At 71.4% G+C, this 15,196-nt stretch carries 21 protein-coding genes and 3 pseudogenes; 2 read left to right on the forward strand and 22 right to left on the reverse strand.

Going from position 1 to position 15,196, the window contains the following annotated elements:
- Window positions 1-16 precede the first annotated feature (16 nt).
- The 9 genes from OHA58_RS07860 to OHA58_RS07900 form a co-directional block, all read right to left on the reverse strand.
- Window positions 17-496 (reverse strand): DUF6099 family protein, encoded by a 480-nt coding sequence (locus tag OHA58_RS07860; RefSeq protein ID WP_326710655.1) that lies wholly within the window; start codon window positions 494-496, stop codon window positions 17-19.
- Window positions 497-658: 162 nt separating this feature from the next.
- Window positions 659-991 (reverse strand): nucleotide pyrophosphohydrolase, encoded by a 333-nt coding sequence (locus OHA58_RS07865; protein ID WP_405477735.1) that lies wholly within the window; start codon window positions 989-991, stop codon window positions 659-661.
- On the reverse strand, window positions 988-2,142 hold the full coding sequence (locus OHA58_RS07870; protein WP_405477737.1) for an AAA family ATPase: 1,155 nt from the start codon (window positions 2,140-2,142) through the stop codon (window positions 988-990). The genes OHA58_RS07865 and OHA58_RS07870 overlap by 4 nt, the downstream gene beginning before the upstream one ends.
- 160 nt (window positions 2,143-2,302) lie before the next feature.
- Window positions 2,303-2,689, reverse strand: coding sequence for a cell division protein SepF (locus OHA58_RS07875; RefSeq protein WP_405477739.1), 387 nt, complete (start codon window positions 2,687-2,689; stop codon window positions 2,303-2,305).
- Between the two features lie 139 nt (window positions 2,690-2,828).
- Window positions 2,829-4,166, reverse strand: coding sequence for an FtsX-like permease family protein (locus OHA58_RS07880; protein WP_405477741.1), 1,338 nt, complete (start codon window positions 4,164-4,166; stop codon window positions 2,829-2,831).
- Between the two features lie 3 nt (window positions 4,167-4,169).
- Window positions 4,170-4,970, reverse strand: a complete 801-nt coding sequence (locus OHA58_RS07885; RefSeq protein ID WP_405477743.1) for an ABC transporter ATP-binding protein — start codon at window positions 4,968-4,970, stop codon at window positions 4,170-4,172.
- Window positions 4,971-5,121: 151 nt separating this feature from the next.
- Window positions 5,122-5,517 carry a molybdopterin-binding protein gene (locus OHA58_RS07890; protein WP_405477745.1) on the reverse strand — a complete coding sequence of 132 codons (396 nt, stop codon included), beginning with the start codon at window positions 5,515-5,517 and terminating at the stop codon, window positions 5,122-5,124.
- A 73-nt stretch (window positions 5,518-5,590) separates the two neighbouring features.
- The gene (locus OHA58_RS07895) at window positions 5,591-5,854 is read right to left on the reverse strand and encodes a hypothetical protein (protein WP_405477747.1); all 264 of its coding nucleotides are present in this window, start codon (window positions 5,852-5,854) and stop codon (window positions 5,591-5,593) included.
- A gap of 76 nt (window positions 5,855-5,930) precedes the next feature.
- On the reverse strand, window positions 5,931-6,983 hold the full coding sequence (locus tag OHA58_RS07900; protein WP_405477749.1) for an FAD-dependent monooxygenase: 1,053 nt from the start codon (window positions 6,981-6,983) through the stop codon (window positions 5,931-5,933).
- 204 nt (window positions 6,984-7,187) lie between these two features.
- Here OHA58_RS07900 and OHA58_RS07905 point away from each other — a divergent pair, with 204 nt between their 5' ends.
- Window positions 7,188-7,742 (forward strand): DUF7010 family protein, encoded by a 555-nt coding sequence (locus tag OHA58_RS07905; RefSeq protein WP_405477751.1) that lies wholly within the window; start codon window positions 7,188-7,190, stop codon window positions 7,740-7,742.
- Window positions 7,743-7,878: 136 nt separating this feature from the next.
- Here OHA58_RS07905 and OHA58_RS07910 read toward each other — a convergent pair whose 3' ends face one another.
- The 3 genes and pseudogenes from OHA58_RS07910 to OHA58_RS07920 form a co-directional block, all read right to left on the reverse strand.
- Window positions 7,879-8,082: a hypothetical protein gene (locus OHA58_RS07910; RefSeq protein WP_405485425.1), complete on the reverse strand. Its 204-nt coding sequence runs from the start codon at window positions 8,080-8,082 to the stop codon at window positions 7,879-7,881.
- Between the two features lie 24 nt (window positions 8,083-8,106).
- Window positions 8,107-8,265: pseudogene (locus tag OHA58_RS07915) on the reverse strand (dehydrogenase); the annotation flags it as partial.
- Between the two features lie 524 nt (window positions 8,266-8,789).
- Window positions 8,790-9,113 (reverse strand): annotated as a pseudogene (locus OHA58_RS07920) (hypothetical protein); the annotation flags it as partial.
- 29 nt (window positions 9,114-9,142) lie between these two features.
- Here OHA58_RS07920 and OHA58_RS07925 point away from each other — a divergent pair.
- A complete protein-coding gene (locus OHA58_RS07925; protein ID WP_405477753.1) occupies window positions 9,143-9,544 on the forward strand; it encodes a hypothetical protein in 402 nt (133 codons plus the stop codon).
- A gap of 25 nt (window positions 9,545-9,569) precedes the next feature.
- On the opposite strand, the gene OHA58_RS07930 is transcribed toward OHA58_RS07925, so the two are convergent.
- The 10 genes and pseudogenes from OHA58_RS07930 to OHA58_RS07975 form a co-directional block, all read right to left on the reverse strand.
- Entirely contained in the window at window positions 9,570-9,848 is a 279-nt protein-coding gene (locus tag OHA58_RS07930) for a hypothetical protein (RefSeq protein WP_405477755.1), read from the reverse strand.
- 191 nt (window positions 9,849-10,039) lie between these two features.
- Entirely contained in the window at window positions 10,040-10,381 is a 342-nt protein-coding gene (locus OHA58_RS07935; protein ID WP_405477757.1) for a MerR family transcriptional regulator, read from the reverse strand.
- Between the two features lie 181 nt (window positions 10,382-10,562).
- On the reverse strand, window positions 10,563-10,874 hold the full coding sequence (locus tag OHA58_RS07940) for an SCO5918 family protein (protein ID WP_405477759.1): 312 nt from the start codon (window positions 10,872-10,874) through the stop codon (window positions 10,563-10,565).
- A gap of 7 nt (window positions 10,875-10,881) precedes the next feature.
- Window positions 10,882-11,076 (reverse strand): hypothetical protein, encoded by a 195-nt coding sequence (locus OHA58_RS07945; protein WP_405477761.1) that lies wholly within the window; start codon window positions 11,074-11,076, stop codon window positions 10,882-10,884.
- Window positions 11,077-11,227: 151 nt separating this feature from the next.
- Entirely contained in the window at window positions 11,228-12,691 is a 1,464-nt protein-coding gene (locus OHA58_RS07950; RefSeq protein WP_405477763.1) for a DEAD/DEAH box helicase, read from the reverse strand.
- Between the two features lie 205 nt (window positions 12,692-12,896).
- Window positions 12,897-13,100: a cold-shock protein gene (locus tag OHA58_RS07955; RefSeq protein ID WP_327578695.1), complete on the reverse strand. Its 204-nt coding sequence runs from the start codon at window positions 13,098-13,100 to the stop codon at window positions 12,897-12,899.
- Window positions 13,101-13,383: 283 nt separating this feature from the next.
- Window positions 13,384-13,851, reverse strand: a complete 468-nt coding sequence (locus tag OHA58_RS07960; RefSeq protein WP_405477766.1) for a hypothetical protein — start codon at window positions 13,849-13,851, stop codon at window positions 13,384-13,386.
- Window positions 13,852-13,895: 44 nt separating this feature from the next.
- Complete coding sequence (locus OHA58_RS07965; protein WP_405477768.1) at window positions 13,896-14,363, reverse strand: cupredoxin family copper-binding protein; 468 nt, start codon at window positions 14,361-14,363, stop codon at window positions 13,896-13,898.
- A 169-nt stretch (window positions 14,364-14,532) separates the two neighbouring features.
- A pseudogene (locus OHA58_RS07970) lies at window positions 14,533-14,616 on the reverse strand (aminopeptidase); the annotation flags it as partial.
- A 142-nt stretch (window positions 14,617-14,758) separates the two neighbouring features.
- Window positions 14,759-15,181: a hypothetical protein gene (locus tag OHA58_RS07975; protein WP_405477770.1), complete on the reverse strand. Its 423-nt coding sequence runs from the start codon at window positions 15,179-15,181 to the stop codon at window positions 14,759-14,761.
- Window positions 15,182-15,196: the final 15 nt, after the last annotated feature.

A 15,196-nucleotide genomic window follows, 5' to 3' on the forward strand; every position in this document is an offset into this window, starting at 1 on the left:
TACCAAGTGGCGGCCCCTACGCCGCCGAGTCCGGCTCCGACTCCGACATGGTGTCGCGGCGCAGCCCGAGTCGGCGGATTATCTCGAGGACCCTGTCCCGTGATTCGTCGGCGGCGTCGATGGCGTCCATACAGTGCCAGTAGGCCCCCTCCTCCTCCGCCTCGCTGGCTATGCCCACCAGGGCGATCCCCACTTCACCGAGCAGCGCGGCCAGACCGATCAGCGCCTTGTGCGCCTCCGGCAGCTCCGTGAGCTGCGCCGCCCGTATGCCGCCCGACCCGATGACCGGGATCGCCGAGCCCGAGCAGCCTCTGCCGCCCGCCTCGCTCAGTCCGAGCGCCTCGCCCCTCAGCTCCGGCGGGCCCTCTCTCGCCAGCCTGTTCCCCATGGCCTGCGCGAGGGCCTGGGCCTGCCATGCCTCCCGCGTGATGGCCGGCGCGTCCTGGCTCTCCGCCAGGGCCCGTCGGCTCGCCCTGATGAGTCGCACCGCGTCCATGCGCCGCCCCCGTCCCGAACTCCCTTGTCCACTACCCAGAGTGAGGGTCCGAGAGGCGAAAAGCCAGAGGACGACCGAAATCTGTGGACACGGAATCCAATGTTGATAATTCCGTGACTCCATAGAGTGACAAGACCGGTCATGCGGCCCCTCCAGCCGGTCTCAGCCCTCCCCAGGCGCCGGAAACCGGTGCTCGTTGCGGTCGATCTTCGCCGACAGGGCCGCCAGCGCGTCGATCCCGAGCACCTCGCACAGTTGCAGCAGATACGCGAGGACGTCCGCGACCTCGTCGCGCACCCGGTGCGCCGTGTCCGGGTCCGTCATCACGCCGGCCGACTCCTCCGGGGTCAACCACTGGAAGATCTCGACCAGTTCGGACGCCTCCACGCTCAGCGCGGCCACCAGATTCTTCGGCGTGTGGTACTGCTCCCAGTTCCTGGCCGCCGCGAATCGGGCCAGCCGGCGCTGCAGCCCCGCCACATCAAGTTCTGTCACGGCCCCAGGTCTACCACCGCCGCGCCGTGCTCCCGTGCCGCCCACGTCCCGTCGCCGACCGCCCCCGCAAGCCGGATGTGCCCGCGCCCGCACATCCGCACCGCGAGCGCCGTCAGCTCCTGCAACTGCCGCGGGTCGAGGCTGCGGTCGAGGCCGTCGGCGAGGACGGTGAGCGTCTGGTACGCCTCGGGGACCTCCGCCGCCGGGTCGACCGCGAGCACCCGGGGGCCGGTGAGCAGGACCAGGGCGAGCGCCAGGTACCTCAACTCGCCGTCCCCGAGCCGGTCGACGGGGGTGCGCAGCCCGTCGCCGCGGTCGAGCACGGCCCGTACCGTGCCGTTGCCGAGGTCCTCCGACAGGACGTCGACGACGGGTCCCGCGCAGCCGGCGCGGGCTGCGGCGACGAGCAGCGCGTGCCGGGTGCCGCACTCGGAGCGTGTGCGCCACAGGACGGCGGCGAGGTTGTCGCATCCGCTCAGGAGGCGGTCGGCGGTGGCCGGGGCGGGGCGGCGCATGCGGTCGGGCCGGGGGTCGCAGGAGAAGACGGAGCGCAGGGCGACCACGACCTGTTCCGCGGCGGCGATGACGAGCCGCTGGCCTTCCGTCTTGCCCGCGACGCGCAGCGGCAGGAGCGCGGTGCCGAGCAGGTCGTCCGGCAGGGGCGCGCGGGTCACGGGGGTTGCCCCTGCCGTGTGCCAGGCGGCCTGGACGACGCGGCGTCCGGGGTCGCGCAGGGCGGTCTCCAGGAGAGTGCGGCCCTCGCAGGTCAACCGCTCGCCGACGATGCGCAGTTCGGGCTCCGCCTGGATCGCGAGGTCGAGGCGGACCGGGCCGACGGGCCCGGTGACGGTGCAGCCGATGCGGAAGCCGCGGCGTCGTTGCGCGTCGGGCCGGGCCCGGTCGGGGACATAGGCGGACGGGTCGGGGAACACCTCGTCGAGGGCCGCGCCGCCGCCGAGCCGGGCCAGTCCCTCGTAGGCCTTCAGGGCACTGGACTTGCCGCTGCCGCTCGGTCCGGCGAAGAGGGTCAGCGGGCCGAGCGGGAAGCCGGCGCCTCGGTGCGCGGCGAAGGCCGAGAGCCGCAGTTCGGTGAGGCTCGGCCGGTCCTGGGGGGCCGGGGGTGCGCCGCCGCCCCGCGCGAGCAAGGTCATGTCCCGGACGGTAGGCGGCACTCCGCCCGGAGAACCGTTCTTCCGGGCGGACCTTCCTTCGATCGGGGGACCGGAGGGCCTGGGCCGGGTGACGAGGGCCTCTCGTTTGGATCACGCCGGGCTCGCGGGGCCCGGTCCGGCCTGATCCAACCGAAAGACCCTAGGCCCGGGGAACGGCCCCCGCCACGAAGTCCTGCACCTCGGTGCCGGGAGGGGCGAGCAGGAAGACATTGCGGTCGACACGGTGCATTCCGCAGCCGAGGCCGAGGACCACTCCGCTGCTGAAGTCCAGGACGCGCTTGGCGACATCGGACTCGGCGCCGCTCAGGTCGAGCAGCACGGGGATGCCCGTCATCACGGTCTCGGCGACCTCGCGGGCGTCCGCGAACACGTTGACCCGCAGCACGACGAACCGTCGCCGCGCCTCCGTCTCCGCTTCGGGAACGGCCCTGTGGTCGACCGCCGACGGCCATGCGTTACGGCCGCGCAGAGGTACGACCTGGGCGAGCCCTTCCCACTGTTCGTCAGTGACGTCGTGGCTGTTCACTGCCCCCACCCCGTCCGGGCTCGTACTTTTGTCTGCACCCGCCATTCTTACGCCAAGTCACCCGTTCAGCCCAACAGCGACACGGTCCGCATCCGCCGTGGTTGCGGGCGCGGACCGTGCCGGGCGGGCGGATCCGGTGTCAGGCGGCGATCGCCACGGCATCCACGGCCTTGACGCGCAGGGTCCTGCGGGCCGTGCCCAGACTGGTCACGAACGTGGCCGTGGCCGCCGACGCCACGACCGTGAGCCAGATCCCGAGGCCCTGGTCGGGCAGGAGCGAGTCGGTGCGGACGGTGGTGAAGGGCACGATTCCCGCGAGGCCCGCGACCGTGCCGAAGAACACACCCGTCACCGTGAGGACGAGGCTCTCGACCGCGACCGTCCCGAGGACCTGTCCCGGCGTGGCACCGGCCAGGCGCTGCTGCCCGAACTCGCGGACCCGGTAGGAGGTCGCCGCGTACAGGGTGTTGACGAGCATCACGCAGGCGAAGACGACGATGATGCCGACGACCACGACGTTGAGGGTCTCCAGGTTCTTGTCCTCGACGGACTTGGCGAGACCGGACGCCTTGATCGCGTCGTTCTCGACGGCCTGCATGTAGAGGGTGGCCGTGGCCATGCCGGTGAAGAGGATCAGCGGCATCAGGACGCCGGAGAGCTGCTCGGCGCGCTGCCGCATGTTCCGTACCGTCAGATAGCCGCTCGCGCCGGTGAGTGCGGTGAGCAGGGGTTCCGCGCGGCCGAGGAGGGTGCGCAGCAGGGCCGGGGAAAGCAGCGCGAAGCCTACGGAGAGCAGGATCGCGCCGTAGGCGGGCGCCGCCATGAGGGCCGCGTCGGTGGCCTTCATCGCGAAGGTGCTCAGGACACCGGCGGCACCGACGGCGAGCGCGCCCCATGCCGCGAACTTCCGTGCCCTGCCCCGCCCTTGACGCATCCCGGCGGCCGCCCTCGTGGCGCGCCGCACCGCGAGGAACGCGGCGCCTGCGGAGGCGAGCAGGGTGACGGCGGGGCCGGACGTGAGGGCGACGGAACCGAATACGTAGCTGACGCCATCGGCGACCTGGCCGCTGTCCTTGAACACGTCGAGCAGGGCGTGGCCGCCGAGCATCGCGGGCCCGACGGCGAGCGCCGAACCGGCGAGGGCGACGATCACGGACTCGCCGACGATCATGCGCTTGATCTGGGCGGGGGTGGCGCCGGTGTGGCGCAGGAGGGTGATCTCGTCAGCGCGCTGGCGGACGTTGACGGTCAGGGTGGAGGCGACGGCGAAGAACACGAGGAGGGTTCCGTAGCCGCCGACGACGCTCGCCGCGGTGGTGAGGGTCTCCGCGCTGACGTGGTCGACGCCGGGGGCGCCCGCCGTGTCGTGCAGCGAGTTGAACGTCATGATGATCGCCGCGCCGAGGAAGGCGGACAGGAGCGTCGCGACGAGGCGGCCGGGGCGCAGCCGGACGGAGCGCAGGGCGAGTGCGAACACGGCTCACACCCCCGCCGGCGTGCTGTCGCCGAGGTGCGCGAGGCGTTCGGCCACGGCGTCGACGGTGGGCGCGGTCATCTCGCCCGCGAGGCGGCCGTCCGCGAGGAAGAGCACGGAGTCCGCGTACGAGGCGGCGACCGGGTCGTGCGTCACCATGACGACGGTCCTGCCGTGCAGGCGCACGGCTTCCTGGAGGAGGCGCAGGACGTCGCGGGCGCTGCCGGTGTCGAGGGCGCCGGTCGGTTCGTCCGCGAAGATCACGCTCGGTTGGGTGACGAGGGCGCGGGCGATGGCCACGCGCTGGCGCTGGCCGCCGGAGAGCTGGTCGGGGCGGTGGCCGAGCCGGTCGCCGAGGCCGACCTGGGTGAGGATCTCCTGGGCGCGGGCCCGGTTCACGCGCCGCCCGGCGAGCCTGAGCGGCAGGGTGGTGTTCTGGGCGACGGTCAGCGTCGGCAGCAGGTTGTACTGCTGGAAGACGAAGCCGATCCGGCGGCGGCGGAACTTGGTGAGGGCCGCCTCGGTGCCGCCCGTCATCTCCTCGCCGTCGACCATCACGATGCCGCTGTCGGGCCGGTCCAGTCCGGCCGCGCACTGCAGGAGCGTGGACTTGCCGGAGCCGGAGGGACCCATCACGGCGGTGAACGTCCCGCTCCGCAGGCTCAGGGTCACGTCGTCGAGTGCGGTCACGGCGTTCTCGGCGCCCTCCCCGGCCCCGTACGTCTTGCTGACCTTGACGAGGCGCAGGGCCTCGCCGCCGTGCCCTGCCGGTCCGCTGCCGCCCGCTCGGCCCGTACGTCGGAACATGGTTTCTCCCCGTCCACCGTCGTCGTCACGGCGCTGTCTGCGCCATGACCACGACGTTAGGGACGGCGGCCTTCCGGCACATGGGGCGTACGGCCCGGACCTCGGGTGTTGCTACGTACACCCCTCACATCCAGGTGCCCGGTGGGCCGGGTCAGGTGAGGTCGATGTGCACGTTGGTCGACTTCACGCGGGCGATGGCCTGCATGCCCACTTCCAGGCCGAGCTCCTCGACGGCCTCGCGGGTCAGGAGCGAGACGAGCCGGTGCGGGCCCGCCTGGATCTCGACCTGGGCCGCCACGTCGCCGAGCTTCACGCCGGTGACGATGCCGGGGAAGGCGTTGCGCGCGGAGGTGTACGAGGCGTCCTCGTCGTCGGGTCCCGACTGGCCGACCTCGACGGAGAATGCGGCCAGGTCCTGGCCGCGGATCAGGCGGCGGCCGCCCTCGTCGCGGTGGGTGGCGACGCGGCCCGCGTCGGCCCAGCGGCGTGCCGTGTCGGGGCTGACGCCGAGCAGCCGCGCCGCCTGCCCGATGGTGTAGGACTGCATGCGCCGAACAGTAGACGGCGGCCGACGCCCCGTCACATTGCCTGTCGCACCTCGACAAGGCACGCCCCCGAACTCACACCCCCGAAGGCACCACGCTGCGTCCCGTCTCGTGGGCGTACAGCGTCGTCCGGTCGCGCAGGGCGGCGTGCACCGCCATCTGTGCGTCGCGGCGGCGCTGGGCCGGGCCGTCGGGCAGGTGCAGCACGCCGGCGTTGCCGCGGGAGCCGCGCTGGATCTCGGCCGTGCGCGGGATGCGCAGGGACTCGTAGCAGGCGAGGCGGGTGCCGGTGGGCTCATCGGTCGGGGCGGCGAGGCCGGCGGGTGCCGGTGGGCTCATCGGTCGGGGCGGCGAGGCCGGCGGGTGCCGGTGGGCTCGTCGGTCGGGGCGGCGAGGCCGGCGGGTGCCGGTGGGCTCATCGGTCGGGGCGGCGAGGCCGGCGGGTGCCGGTGGGCTCATCGGTCGGGGCGGCGAGGCCGGCCACCAGGTCCATCGCGTCCTCGATGGCCTGGTTGGCGCCCTGTGCCATGAACGGCAGCATCGGGTGCGCCGCGTCGCCGAGGAGCGTGATGTGGCGGCTCGACCACTGCCGCAGCGGCGGCCGGTCGTGGGGCGCCCACTGATGCGTCACGTCGACGGCCTCGACGATGTCCGCGACCAGGCCGGTCCAGGAGCCGAACGCGCGGCGCAGCTCCTCCGGGTCGCCGGGCGCCGACCACGACTCGGGCGGCGCGTCCGTCATGGGGACGGTCGCGGCGAAGCTGAGGTGGCGGCCGCCGGAGACCGGGTAGCAGACGAAGTGCCCGCCGGGCCCGAGCCAGAGGCGCACGAGGGCGGCGCGCGCCTCGTCGGGGAGCCGGTCCACGGGGACCAGGCCCCGGTAGATGCCGAGTCCCGCGAAGACCGGCTCGTCGCGCAGGAACGTCTCGCGGACGGTCGAGTGGATGCCGTCGGCGCCGACGACGACCTCCGCGTCGCGGACAGGTGCCGTCCTCGAAGGTGAGCCGGGCGCCGTCGTCACCCAACTCCTCGGCGCGGCACAGGCGTTGGCCGAGCCGGAGGCTGTCCCGGTCGACCAGCGAGAGCAGCGCCTCGTGCAGATGCGCGCGGTGGATCGCGTAGTACGGCGCCCCGAACATCCGCTCGCAGTCCTCTCCAGGTACGCCTCCTCGGTCAGGGCGCGCGGCGGGTCGAGCGGCCCGGCGTCGAGGAGGTCCCCGACCTCGGTCCAGTCGGGGCCGCCCGGCACCGCGAGGGCGAGCGCGAGGACATCGACGTGCGGGCCGTGCAGCCAGCCGCGCCTCAACTGGACGGCGGGAGTGCCCCGTTCGCTCAGGGCGCGGGCGCCCGGCACGACGTGCCGGGCGAGCCACCCCGGTGTCACCGGCATCCGTGTGTGGAGCCGCACTCCCGTCAGGCCGGCGGAGTCCGGCTTCACGGCAGTGCGCTCCGGCGCTTCAACCCCCATGTTTTCGCACCTTCCAGGAAATCTTCAACAGATCTTGCGGAATGTTTTGACTGGAATTCTGTGGCGGCGGCTTGCGCCCGGAAAGGGAATGCGGGGCGGCCGCTTACATACGTCACCACTTTCGTGACACGGGTGCCCGCCGAGTCACGGACGGGTTGTCCGAAAACTGCCTAGGAGGCGCCAAGATCGCTGTACCCTCCGGCCATGACTACGGACACGGAGTGCCTTGCACTCACGCAGAATCTGCGCCGCCGCGGGGCCATCGTCCTCGCGGTTTTTGCCCTGGTGTGGGCTTTTGCGGGCGGCTCCGGCATAAGCGCCGTGGGGGTTTCGGTGACGGTCGGCGTGCTCGCCGCCGCGGTGACCGTCGTGGCGGTGGTCCTGGCCTTCCGCGGCGGGGCCGGTCCGGCCTCGCGCATGGTGCGGCTCCCGGAGAAGTGGAACCGCGGGGTCGGCATGGTGAACATGGCCGAGCTGGTGGCGATCTTCGTGGTGATCGCGGTGTCGAACGCGAGCGGCCACCCGGAGCTGATCCCGCCCGGCATCTGCCTGGTCGTGGGCCTGCACTTCTTCCCGCTCGCCCGTCTTTTCGACCAGTGGCAGTACAAGTGGACGGCCGTGTTCCTGACCGCGGTCGCGGTGGCCGGCCTGGTGGTTGCCGCGACCGGCACGACGATGGAGACCGTGCGTGTCGTGGTCGGCCTGGGCGCCGCGCTGGTGCTGTGGGCCTCGTCGTTCCACGTCGCCGTGCGGGGCTGACGCAGGGACGTCGGCGGCCCGACAAGGGGCCCGTAAAAGGGCCCCACAATTCCCCGGAGGGACCTTCCCGGAGATTTCCGGGGGGGCTTTTTTCTTTCCGCAACCGGTGGCTGTGCAATTAATAATGCTCGGCCGGTCATTCGGTGGCCAGTCTTTGCGCCCCCTCGCTGACATTTATCACGGGGGAATTAACCGGCAGCGACCATTCCGGACTGTTGAGCATGGCCCAGCCCGCTTCGGGATCGCCGGCCACGGAGTCGTCGGGGCTGCGGCTGCCCAGCAGGAAGTCGCCTACGGACGACTCCTTCAGATAGTCGAGGCCGAGGACACGGGCCGACATGTCGGCGTCGCCGTTGCCCAGGCCGCACGGGGCGAGGCCGAGTGCCGTCGCCACCAGGTACATGGTCTGGTAGAGCACACCGGTGTGCCGCAGCGTCGTGGCGCAGGCGATGGCGCGGTACTTCCACGCCATGCACTGGAAGCGCGCCGTGACGGTGATGTGCGCGTCGGGGCGCGCCTCCATCCCGGTGGCGCGTGACGCCACACGGAAGAGCGACTCCCGGTCCGTCCCGCGTCGTTGACGAGGACGAGGCGGTGCGCGACGGGGTCGTAGTAGTAGATGCCGGCGTCGAGCCCCGCGCAGCGCCGCGCGGTCACGTACAGCTCGAGTTCGTAGCCCTGGCCGCCGCTGGGATAGGGGCGGGAGACGACCTCGTCGCGGCCGCTGCCGTCCTCGGGGGTGTAGTGGGCGCGGACGCGGGCGACCCGGTAGAGGAACTCGCCCAGCTGCTCGGCCGTCAACTCCCCCTCTCCGTAGGAGCGGATGGAGCGGCGCGTCTCCAGGGCGGTGGTGAGCGACGGGTCGCGCCCGGCGATCTCCTCGCGCGTGGGCCGGTACAGGTCCACGGCCGGTCCGTCCGGGGCGGGCTTCACGGCGGGCTGGGGGTCGATCTCGCCGCGGTACGGGTAGACGGCGCCGAACACGTCGTCGTAGCGCCCGGAGCGGATGCGGGAGTGGAACGGCAGGTCGTGGAAGTCCCACTGGCGCAGCGTCGGCTCCGTGCCGGAGACGAACGCGCCTTCCTCGTCGGCGGGTTCGACGAAGCCGGCCCCCACGAGGTGGGCGAGCGCGTCGAGGGCGTCGTCCTCGCGAAGGCCGGTGCCGAGCGCGTAGGCCGCGACGGGTTCGCCCAGGGCGGCGACCAGTTCGCGGGCCGCGCGGTCCACGAGCACCGCGCGGAACTTCACGAGCGGCGACTCCAGGACCAGTACGCCCTCGCGGGTACGGCAGAACGCGAACCGGGAGAGGCGCAGGGTCGTGCCCGGCAGACGCTCGGTGTCTACCGCGCGATTCTGTTCCACAAGGAACACGATCCGAAGCGCCTCGCCGCTTTACTCGAGTGCACACCGGAGGCGGTGGAGGCGGCCCTGGACAGGCTGTCCGAACTCTCCCTCCTCGCACCTTCGACGGACTCCCCCGGCCGGCTGCGGGCGGTGAACCCGTCGCTCGGCGCCTGAAGGTCCTCCTCCAGCGGGAGCAGAACGAACTGGCCTGGCGCCAGCAGCGCATCGAGCAGAACCGCGCCGCGCTGGCCACGCTCGCCGCCGAGTACACGGCGTCCGGCTGGTCGAACACCCTGGACGGTACGGAACACCTCGACAACGTCGACGACATCCGTATCCGTCTGGAGGCCCTCGCCGAGTCCTGCGTGCGCGAGTCCCTCGCGTTCCATCCGGTCAACGCGCTGACCCAGGAGTCGATCGAGGCCGGCGTGCAGGCCACGCGCAGGGAGTGGATCTGACGGGGCGTCGTCGTCTGCATCGCACTCACCGCTGAGGGGCGACGGGCCAGACGAAGTCGTCCGGCGAGGTGGGTATGCCGGGCAGGCCGGGCAGGTGCTGCGGAAGGGTCGGCCACACGAAGTCGAGGGGCCGGGCCGGCGGGGTCGGCCACACGAAGTCGTCGGCGGAGGAGGGGGCCGCCTTCGGGGCGCCGGCTCCGTGCCCGGTGGCCCCGGAGGGGAGGGCCTGCGCGGGCACGGCCCACAGGATCCCGCCGAGTACGGCGGCGGCGAGGACGGTACAGCAGGTGGTGGCACGGGACATGGGAGGTCTCCATTCGCGAGTACGGTGCGGCGTACGTTCGATGCGTTGACCTGCGCCGGTCCGGTCCGTCTCGGCCGTTCCGACTGCGTGCCCAGAGATGATCACCGCGCCACTCCCACTGTCCGCATCCGGCCACGCCAGGAAGCTGCATGGCAGGGAGTTGCCTGAGGGGCGGGGTCTTCGGGTGGGGCCTATCGGCCCTCGGCCCCGGCATGCGGTCCGGCCGCCGCGCGGCGGAACTCCGCGTTGATGCGCAGGGCCTCCTCGAGCTGGTCCTCGAGGATGATGATGCGGCAGGCCGCCTCGACGGGGGTGCCCCGGTCGACGAGCTCGCGGGCCCGTGCCGCGATACGCAGCTGGTAGCGGGAGTAGCGGCGGTGTCCGCCGGCCGACCGCAGCGGAGTGATCAGACGCGCTTCGCCGATGGCCCGCAGGAACGCGGGCGTGGTGCCGATCATCTCGGCTGCCCGGCCCATCGTGAAGGCGGGGTAATCATCGTCGTCGAGACGGCCGAGCGGTCCTTCTGCTGTCATTTCACCTCGTCGAGGGGCGCATGGAGGGACCCCGGCGCCGTCGCGGCGGCCGTGCCCCGGGCAAATTGAACACCATGCGTCCGCAAGGCCGCGCCGCCGCCGGGCCGCGCGCACGCAGAGGGCCCCGACCGGGTCTCGGTCGGGGCCCTCTGCCGCCGGGCCTCGGTGGCCGGCGGCGTGTCTACGCGGAGGCGGGCGAGCCCATCAGAGCCGACGCGACCTGGAGCGGGGTGAGTTCAGCCCCGTCGGAGCCGCCCGCAGAGACCTCGGTACAGGCGAAGCCGAGCGCGGTCAGCGCCCTGACCACCTCACCGGAGGTGAAGTCGCGCCGGTCCTGCCGGGTGATGACGGCCCCGACCTGCTTGACGGGGTAGCGGCGCCGCCCGATGAGCACGGAGTCGCCGGTGACTGGTTCGGGTTTGACGCCCTTCATCGCCTCCAGCACATCACTGCTGAAGAGTTCGAAGGGAAATCTGGCGATGACACAGCGCATGGGGGCCTCACAGGGAGAGGGACGGACCGGAGCTGTGGACGATGTCCCGCAGCTGGATGCGATCGGTGTAGCGGGCGCTGGCGCGCGCGGCGCCCAGCTCGGCGCCGCTGACCGTACCGGTGCAGCGGCCGTCCTCGTCGCAGAGGAGAAGCCGGCCGGCACGGGAGCTGTCGAGGACGGACAGGGCGACCTCGACGGTCATGTCGGCCCAGACGCGAGGTCCCGACGGCCTCGGGAACGCACCCCCCGAAGGGGGGCGGGCCGTCTCGCGCGGATGTGTCTCGACCAGTGTCAAAGTGCCTCCTACGGGATGGCGGGACGGGGCGGGTGGCTACGGACCGTGGCGTAACAGGTCAGGACGCCGCGGCGACCGGGTGCGCGGACTGCCGGAAGGTTCCCGCGCCCTGCCCCGTGCGCGGCTGGTCGGCGGCGCGCCTCGGATCGGCGGCGCGCCGGGCCTCGGCGGAACGGCTGCGGCGGCCACGAGTGCTCGCCCCGCTGCGCCGAGGGCGTTCCGCCACTGGCGCGGTGATGACGACCGGCACACCGGACGGCGCCCGCGCCCCGGTGATGCGACTCAACTCGGCCTCGCCCGACCGGACTTGGGCGATCTGCGGGGTGATCCCGGCGTCGCGCATCAGCCGGCTCATGTCCCGGCGCTGGTGGGGCAGGACCAGGGTGACGACGCTGCCGGACTCCCCGGCACGGGCCGTACGGCCGCCGCGGTGCAGGTAGTCCTTGTGGTCGGCGGGCGGGTCGACGTTGACGACGAGGTCGAGGCTGTCGACGTGGATGCCGCGGGCGGCGACGTTGGTCGCGACCAGGACGGTGACGTGGCCGCTCTTGAACTGGGCGAGGGTGCGGGTGCGTTGCGGCTGGGACTTGCCGCCGTGCAGGGCGGCGGCGCGCACACCGACGCCGAGCAGGTCCCGGGTCAGCCGGTCCACCGCGTGCTTGGTGTCGAGGAACATGATGACCCGGCCGTCGCGGGCGGCGATCTCGGTGGTGGCCGCATGCTTGTCGACGGGGTGCACGTGCAGGACGTGGTGCTCCATCGTGGTCACCGCGCCGGCCGACGGGTCGACGGAGTGGACCACGGGGTCGTGCAGATAGCGGCGCACGAGGAGGTCGACGTTGCGGTCGAGCGTGGCGGAGAACAGCATGCGCTGGCCCTCCGGCCGCACCTGGTCGAGCAGGGCCGTGACCTGGGGCATGAAGCCCATGTCGGCCATCTGGTCGGCCTCGTCGAGCACCGTGACGGCCACCTCGTCGAGCCGGCAGTCGCCTCGGTCGATGAGGTCCTTGAGCCGCCCCGGGGTGGCGACGACGATCTCGACGCCGCCGCGCAGCGCTCCGGCCTGACGTCCGATGGACATGCCGCCGACGACGGTGGCCAGGCGCAGCTTCAGCGACCGGGCGTACGGGGTGAGCGCCTCGGTGACCTGCTGGGCGAGTTCGCGGGTGGGGACGAGGACCAGGGCGAGCGGACTGCGGGGCTCGGCGCGCCGCCCGGCGGTACGGGCGAGGAGGGCGAGCCCGAACGCGAGGGTCTTGCCGGACCCGGTACGGCCGCGGCCGAGCACGTCACGCCCGGCGAGCGAGTTGGGCAGGGTCGCGGCCTGGATGGGGAACGGCTCGTTCATGCCGAGGCTGGTGAGCATCCGCAGGAGCTCGTCCGGCAGGGCGAGTTCCCCGAAGGAAGCGACGGCGGGCAGACCCGGCCGAACGGTCTTCGGCAACGCGAACTCCCCGGAAACCACACTCCGGCTCGTTCGCCCGGCTCGACCCTCTCGACCTGCCCCATACGTACGTTTCATGATCGGCAAAACCTTCCTGGACGCGGCACGAAAATGCACGGCACGCGTCAGGGAATTCCCACGACACTTGAACAGCACAGGGAATCGCAGGAACGAGCCGAATAATTGGATGCCAAAAAGATGAACGGCACCCGGAAAAGCAACGAGCTGGGGCCCGCACCCCAAGGTGCGGGCCCCAGCTACGGTCTACGCGTCAGCGACGACGTCAGGCGGGAACGATGTTCTCGGCCGTCGGGCCCTTCTGGCCCTGACCGATATCGAAGTTCACCTTCTGGCCTTCCTGCAGCTCACGGAAGCCCTGGGCGGCGATGTTCGAGTAGTGGGCGAAGACGTCGGGGCCGCCACCGTCCTGCTCGATGAAGCCAAAACCCTTTTCCGCGTTGAACCACTTCACGGTGCCAGTAGCCATGTCATATCTCCTTCGGGGCAGTGCCCGGAGCCCGCACTGTGCGAACTCCTGTCGCTGCGATCATCGCCCCGCCCGGAAAGGACACCGGAAACAGAGAAGCGCTCCCGCCGGAACAAATATTCCGACGGAGGCACTCGAAGTTTTTGGGAACCACAACTGCAACTAAATCCAACAGTAGCATGCCACCCCGAAATCCCGCAGAACTCCAATTTCCCAGCCCGGCCGCCCGGAAAAACTTCAGCCTCCCGCCCTCAATTTCTGCACTCGCCGGAACAGATATCACTCAGTGTCCGGAGGCCGACCGCCAGGCCAGGAGCCGTTCGCGACCCCGGCCGACCAGGAGCAAGGTCATCGCCACGACGGTCAGTACCTGCGAGATCACCACGAGGTCCTTCTCCGCGTACCAGAGGGGTTCGTACATGTTGGGCAGCGGCCCGAATGCGCCGACGTCAACGTAGCGGTAGACGAGCAGGGCGGCGAGTCCGCCGGCCGCGGTGAGCCAGGCGAAGACGTCGCCGAGGGACCGGCGCCAGAACAGGACGAGCACGGCGGCGAGCGCGGCGAGGGCGGTCTCGATCCTGAAGAGGGAGCCCTGGCTGATCGCGGCGCTGACGGGGTCGTAGCGGGACGCGAGGTCCGCGTGCACGTACGCGTTGACGGCGAGTCCGGCGGCGGCGAGGATGCGGGCCGCCGCGCGCCATGGCCGGCGCGCGGGGCGGGGGGACGGGGGGTCGGTCGGTTCGTGGGACATGGCGGGGACCTCCCGGTGACGAGGGCGTGCGGGGTGCGCCGACGTCAGCGGACCGTGAGGGTGCCCTTCATGTTCGGGTGGATGGTGCAGATGTAGGAGTACGAGCCCGGTTTGGACGGCGCGGTGATGGTGGCCGACTTCCCCTGCGCGAGGTTGCCGGTGTCGAAGGACTTGTCGTCGGCGGTCAGCGTGTGCGTGGCCGAGTCCTCGTTCGTGACGGTGATCTTCGTGCCGGGGCTGACCTCGAACGTGGCCGGGTGGAAGGCGAAGTCCTTGATGGTGACCTTCACTTCGCCCTTTCCGCTCTCGGAGGACGAGGGGGACGCCGAGGCCGGGGCGGAGACGCTTGCGGAGGCGGACGGTGCGGAGGACGCCGAAACGGAAGCGGACGCGGGCGGGGTGCTGCTGGTGGAGGACCCGTCGCCCGAGTCCGAGCATCCGGCGAGGGTGGTGACCAGACACAGGGCGGCGACGATCAGGGCCGCGTGCGGTCGGCGGTGACGCATGGACATCGTGTCTCCAAGTGGTGTGCGGGGCACGCCGATGTCCGGCAGGAGCCCGGCCCATGCACGGATCCGTCCGTCGGACGGTGAACACGGGCACCGCTAAGAGATGTCGGCAGGAGGAGGCCGTCGCCCGAGTGACAGCGCCTGAACGGCCTACCCAACGGCCTGTATACGGTCATCCCAGGTCGAGAAACTCCTCGTGGAAGCCGCCGAAGCCGCGCTCGCGATCGATCAGATGGATCTCCAGGATCCAGTGGCAGTCGCCTGGAGGGCGATGACGAGGCCCGGGTCTGCCCGAGGGGCAGCACACCGACGCGCTGGTCGAGCTCATCGACGTACTGCCCACGGTCCTGGAACCGGCCGGCGTCGAGGCGCGTCACCTACACGCCGTGAGGTGCGCCCTAGAACCCGTCGGACTCGTCTTTCCGGACCACGCACAGCGCCCAGATGATGAAGCCCGAGATCGCGATCAGCACGACCGACCAGACCGGGTAGTACGGCAGGGACAGGAAGTTGGCGATGATGACGAGTCCGGCGATGACCACGCCGCCGACGCGTGCCCACGTCGCGGTCCGGATCAGCCCGAAGCTGATGATCACCGCGAGTACGCCCAGGACGAGGTGGACCCAGCCCCAGCCGGTCAGGTCGAACTGGAAGATGTAGTTGCGTGTGGTGACGAAGATGTCGTCCTTGGCGATCCCCATGATGCCCCGGCAGATGCCGAGCACACCGACGAGCATGAGCATGATGCCGGCGAAGATCGTCAGGCCGCCTGCCCACGCCTGCTTCGTCGTGTCGGCCGGCTGCGAGTGTGTCGCGGTCATGGTGGTGCCTCGTTT

The sequence above is a fragment of the Streptomyces sp. NBC_00009 genome (assembly GCF_045040855.1).
Lineage (GTDB): Bacteria > Actinomycetota > Actinomycetes > Streptomycetales > Streptomycetaceae > Streptomyces > Streptomyces aureus.

What these genes read in the sequence shown, in the direction of transcription:
- OHA58_RS07860 (WP_326710655.1), bottom strand. Translation starts at nt 496, where the DNA reads ATGGACGCGGTGCGACTCATCAGGGCGAGCCGACGGGCCCTGGCGGAG.
- OHA58_RS07870 (WP_405477737.1), bottom strand. Translation starts at nt 2,142, where the DNA reads ATGACCTTGCTCGCGCGGGGCGGCGGCGCACCCCCGGCCCCCCAGGAC.
- OHA58_RS07885 (WP_405477743.1), bottom strand. Translation starts at nt 4,970, where the DNA reads ATGTTCCGACGTACGGGCCGAGCGGGCGGCAGCGGACCGGCAGGGCAC.
- OHA58_RS07890 (WP_405477745.1), bottom strand. Translation starts at nt 5,517, where the DNA reads ATGCAGTCCTACACCATCGGGCAGGCGGCGCGGCTGCTCGGCGTCAGC.
- OHA58_RS07895 (WP_405477747.1), bottom strand. Translation starts at nt 5,854, where the DNA reads ATGAGCCCACCGGCACCCGCCGGCCTCGCCGCCCCGACCGATGAGCCC.
- OHA58_RS07900 (WP_405477749.1), bottom strand. Translation starts at nt 6,983, where the DNA reads ATGGGGGTTGAAGCGCCGGAGCGCACTGCCGTGAAGCCGGACTCCGCC.
- OHA58_RS07905 (WP_405477751.1), top strand. Translation starts at nt 7,188, where the DNA reads ATGACTACGGACACGGAGTGCCTTGCACTCACGCAGAATCTGCGCCGC.
- OHA58_RS07910 (WP_405485425.1), bottom strand. Translation starts at nt 8,082, where the DNA reads ATGTCGGCCCGTGTCCTCGGCCTCGACTATCTGAAGGAGTCGTCCGTA.
- OHA58_RS07930 (WP_405477755.1), bottom strand. Translation starts at nt 9,848, where the DNA reads ATGTCCCGTGCCACCACCTGCTGTACCGTCCTCGCCGCCGCCGTACTC.
- OHA58_RS07935 (WP_405477757.1), bottom strand. Translation starts at nt 10,381, where the DNA reads ATGACAGCAGAAGGACCGCTCGGCCGTCTCGACGACGATGATTACCCC.
- OHA58_RS07940 (WP_405477759.1), bottom strand. Translation starts at nt 10,874, where the DNA reads ATGCGCTGTGTCATCGCCAGATTTCCCTTCGAACTCTTCAGCAGTGAT.
- OHA58_RS07945 (WP_405477761.1), bottom strand. Translation starts at nt 11,076, where the DNA reads ATGACCGTCGAGGTCGCCCTGTCCGTCCTCGACAGCTCCCGTGCCGGC.
- OHA58_RS07950 (WP_405477763.1), bottom strand. Translation starts at nt 12,691, where the DNA reads ATGAAACGTACGTATGGGGCAGGTCGAGAGGGTCGAGCCGGGCGAACG.
- OHA58_RS07955 (WP_327578695.1), bottom strand. Translation starts at nt 13,100, where the DNA reads ATGGCTACTGGCACCGTGAAGTGGTTCAACGCGGAAAAGGGTTTTGGC.
- OHA58_RS07960 (WP_405477766.1), bottom strand. Translation starts at nt 13,851, where the DNA reads ATGTCCCACGAACCGACCGACCCCCCGTCCCCCCGCCCCGCGCGCCGG.
- OHA58_RS07965 (WP_405477768.1), bottom strand. Translation starts at nt 14,363, where the DNA reads ATGTCCATGCGTCACCGCCGACCGCACGCGGCCCTGATCGTCGCCGCC.
- OHA58_RS07975 (WP_405477770.1), bottom strand. Translation starts at nt 15,181, where the DNA reads ATGACCGCGACACACTCGCAGCCGGCCGACACGACGAAGCAGGCGTGG.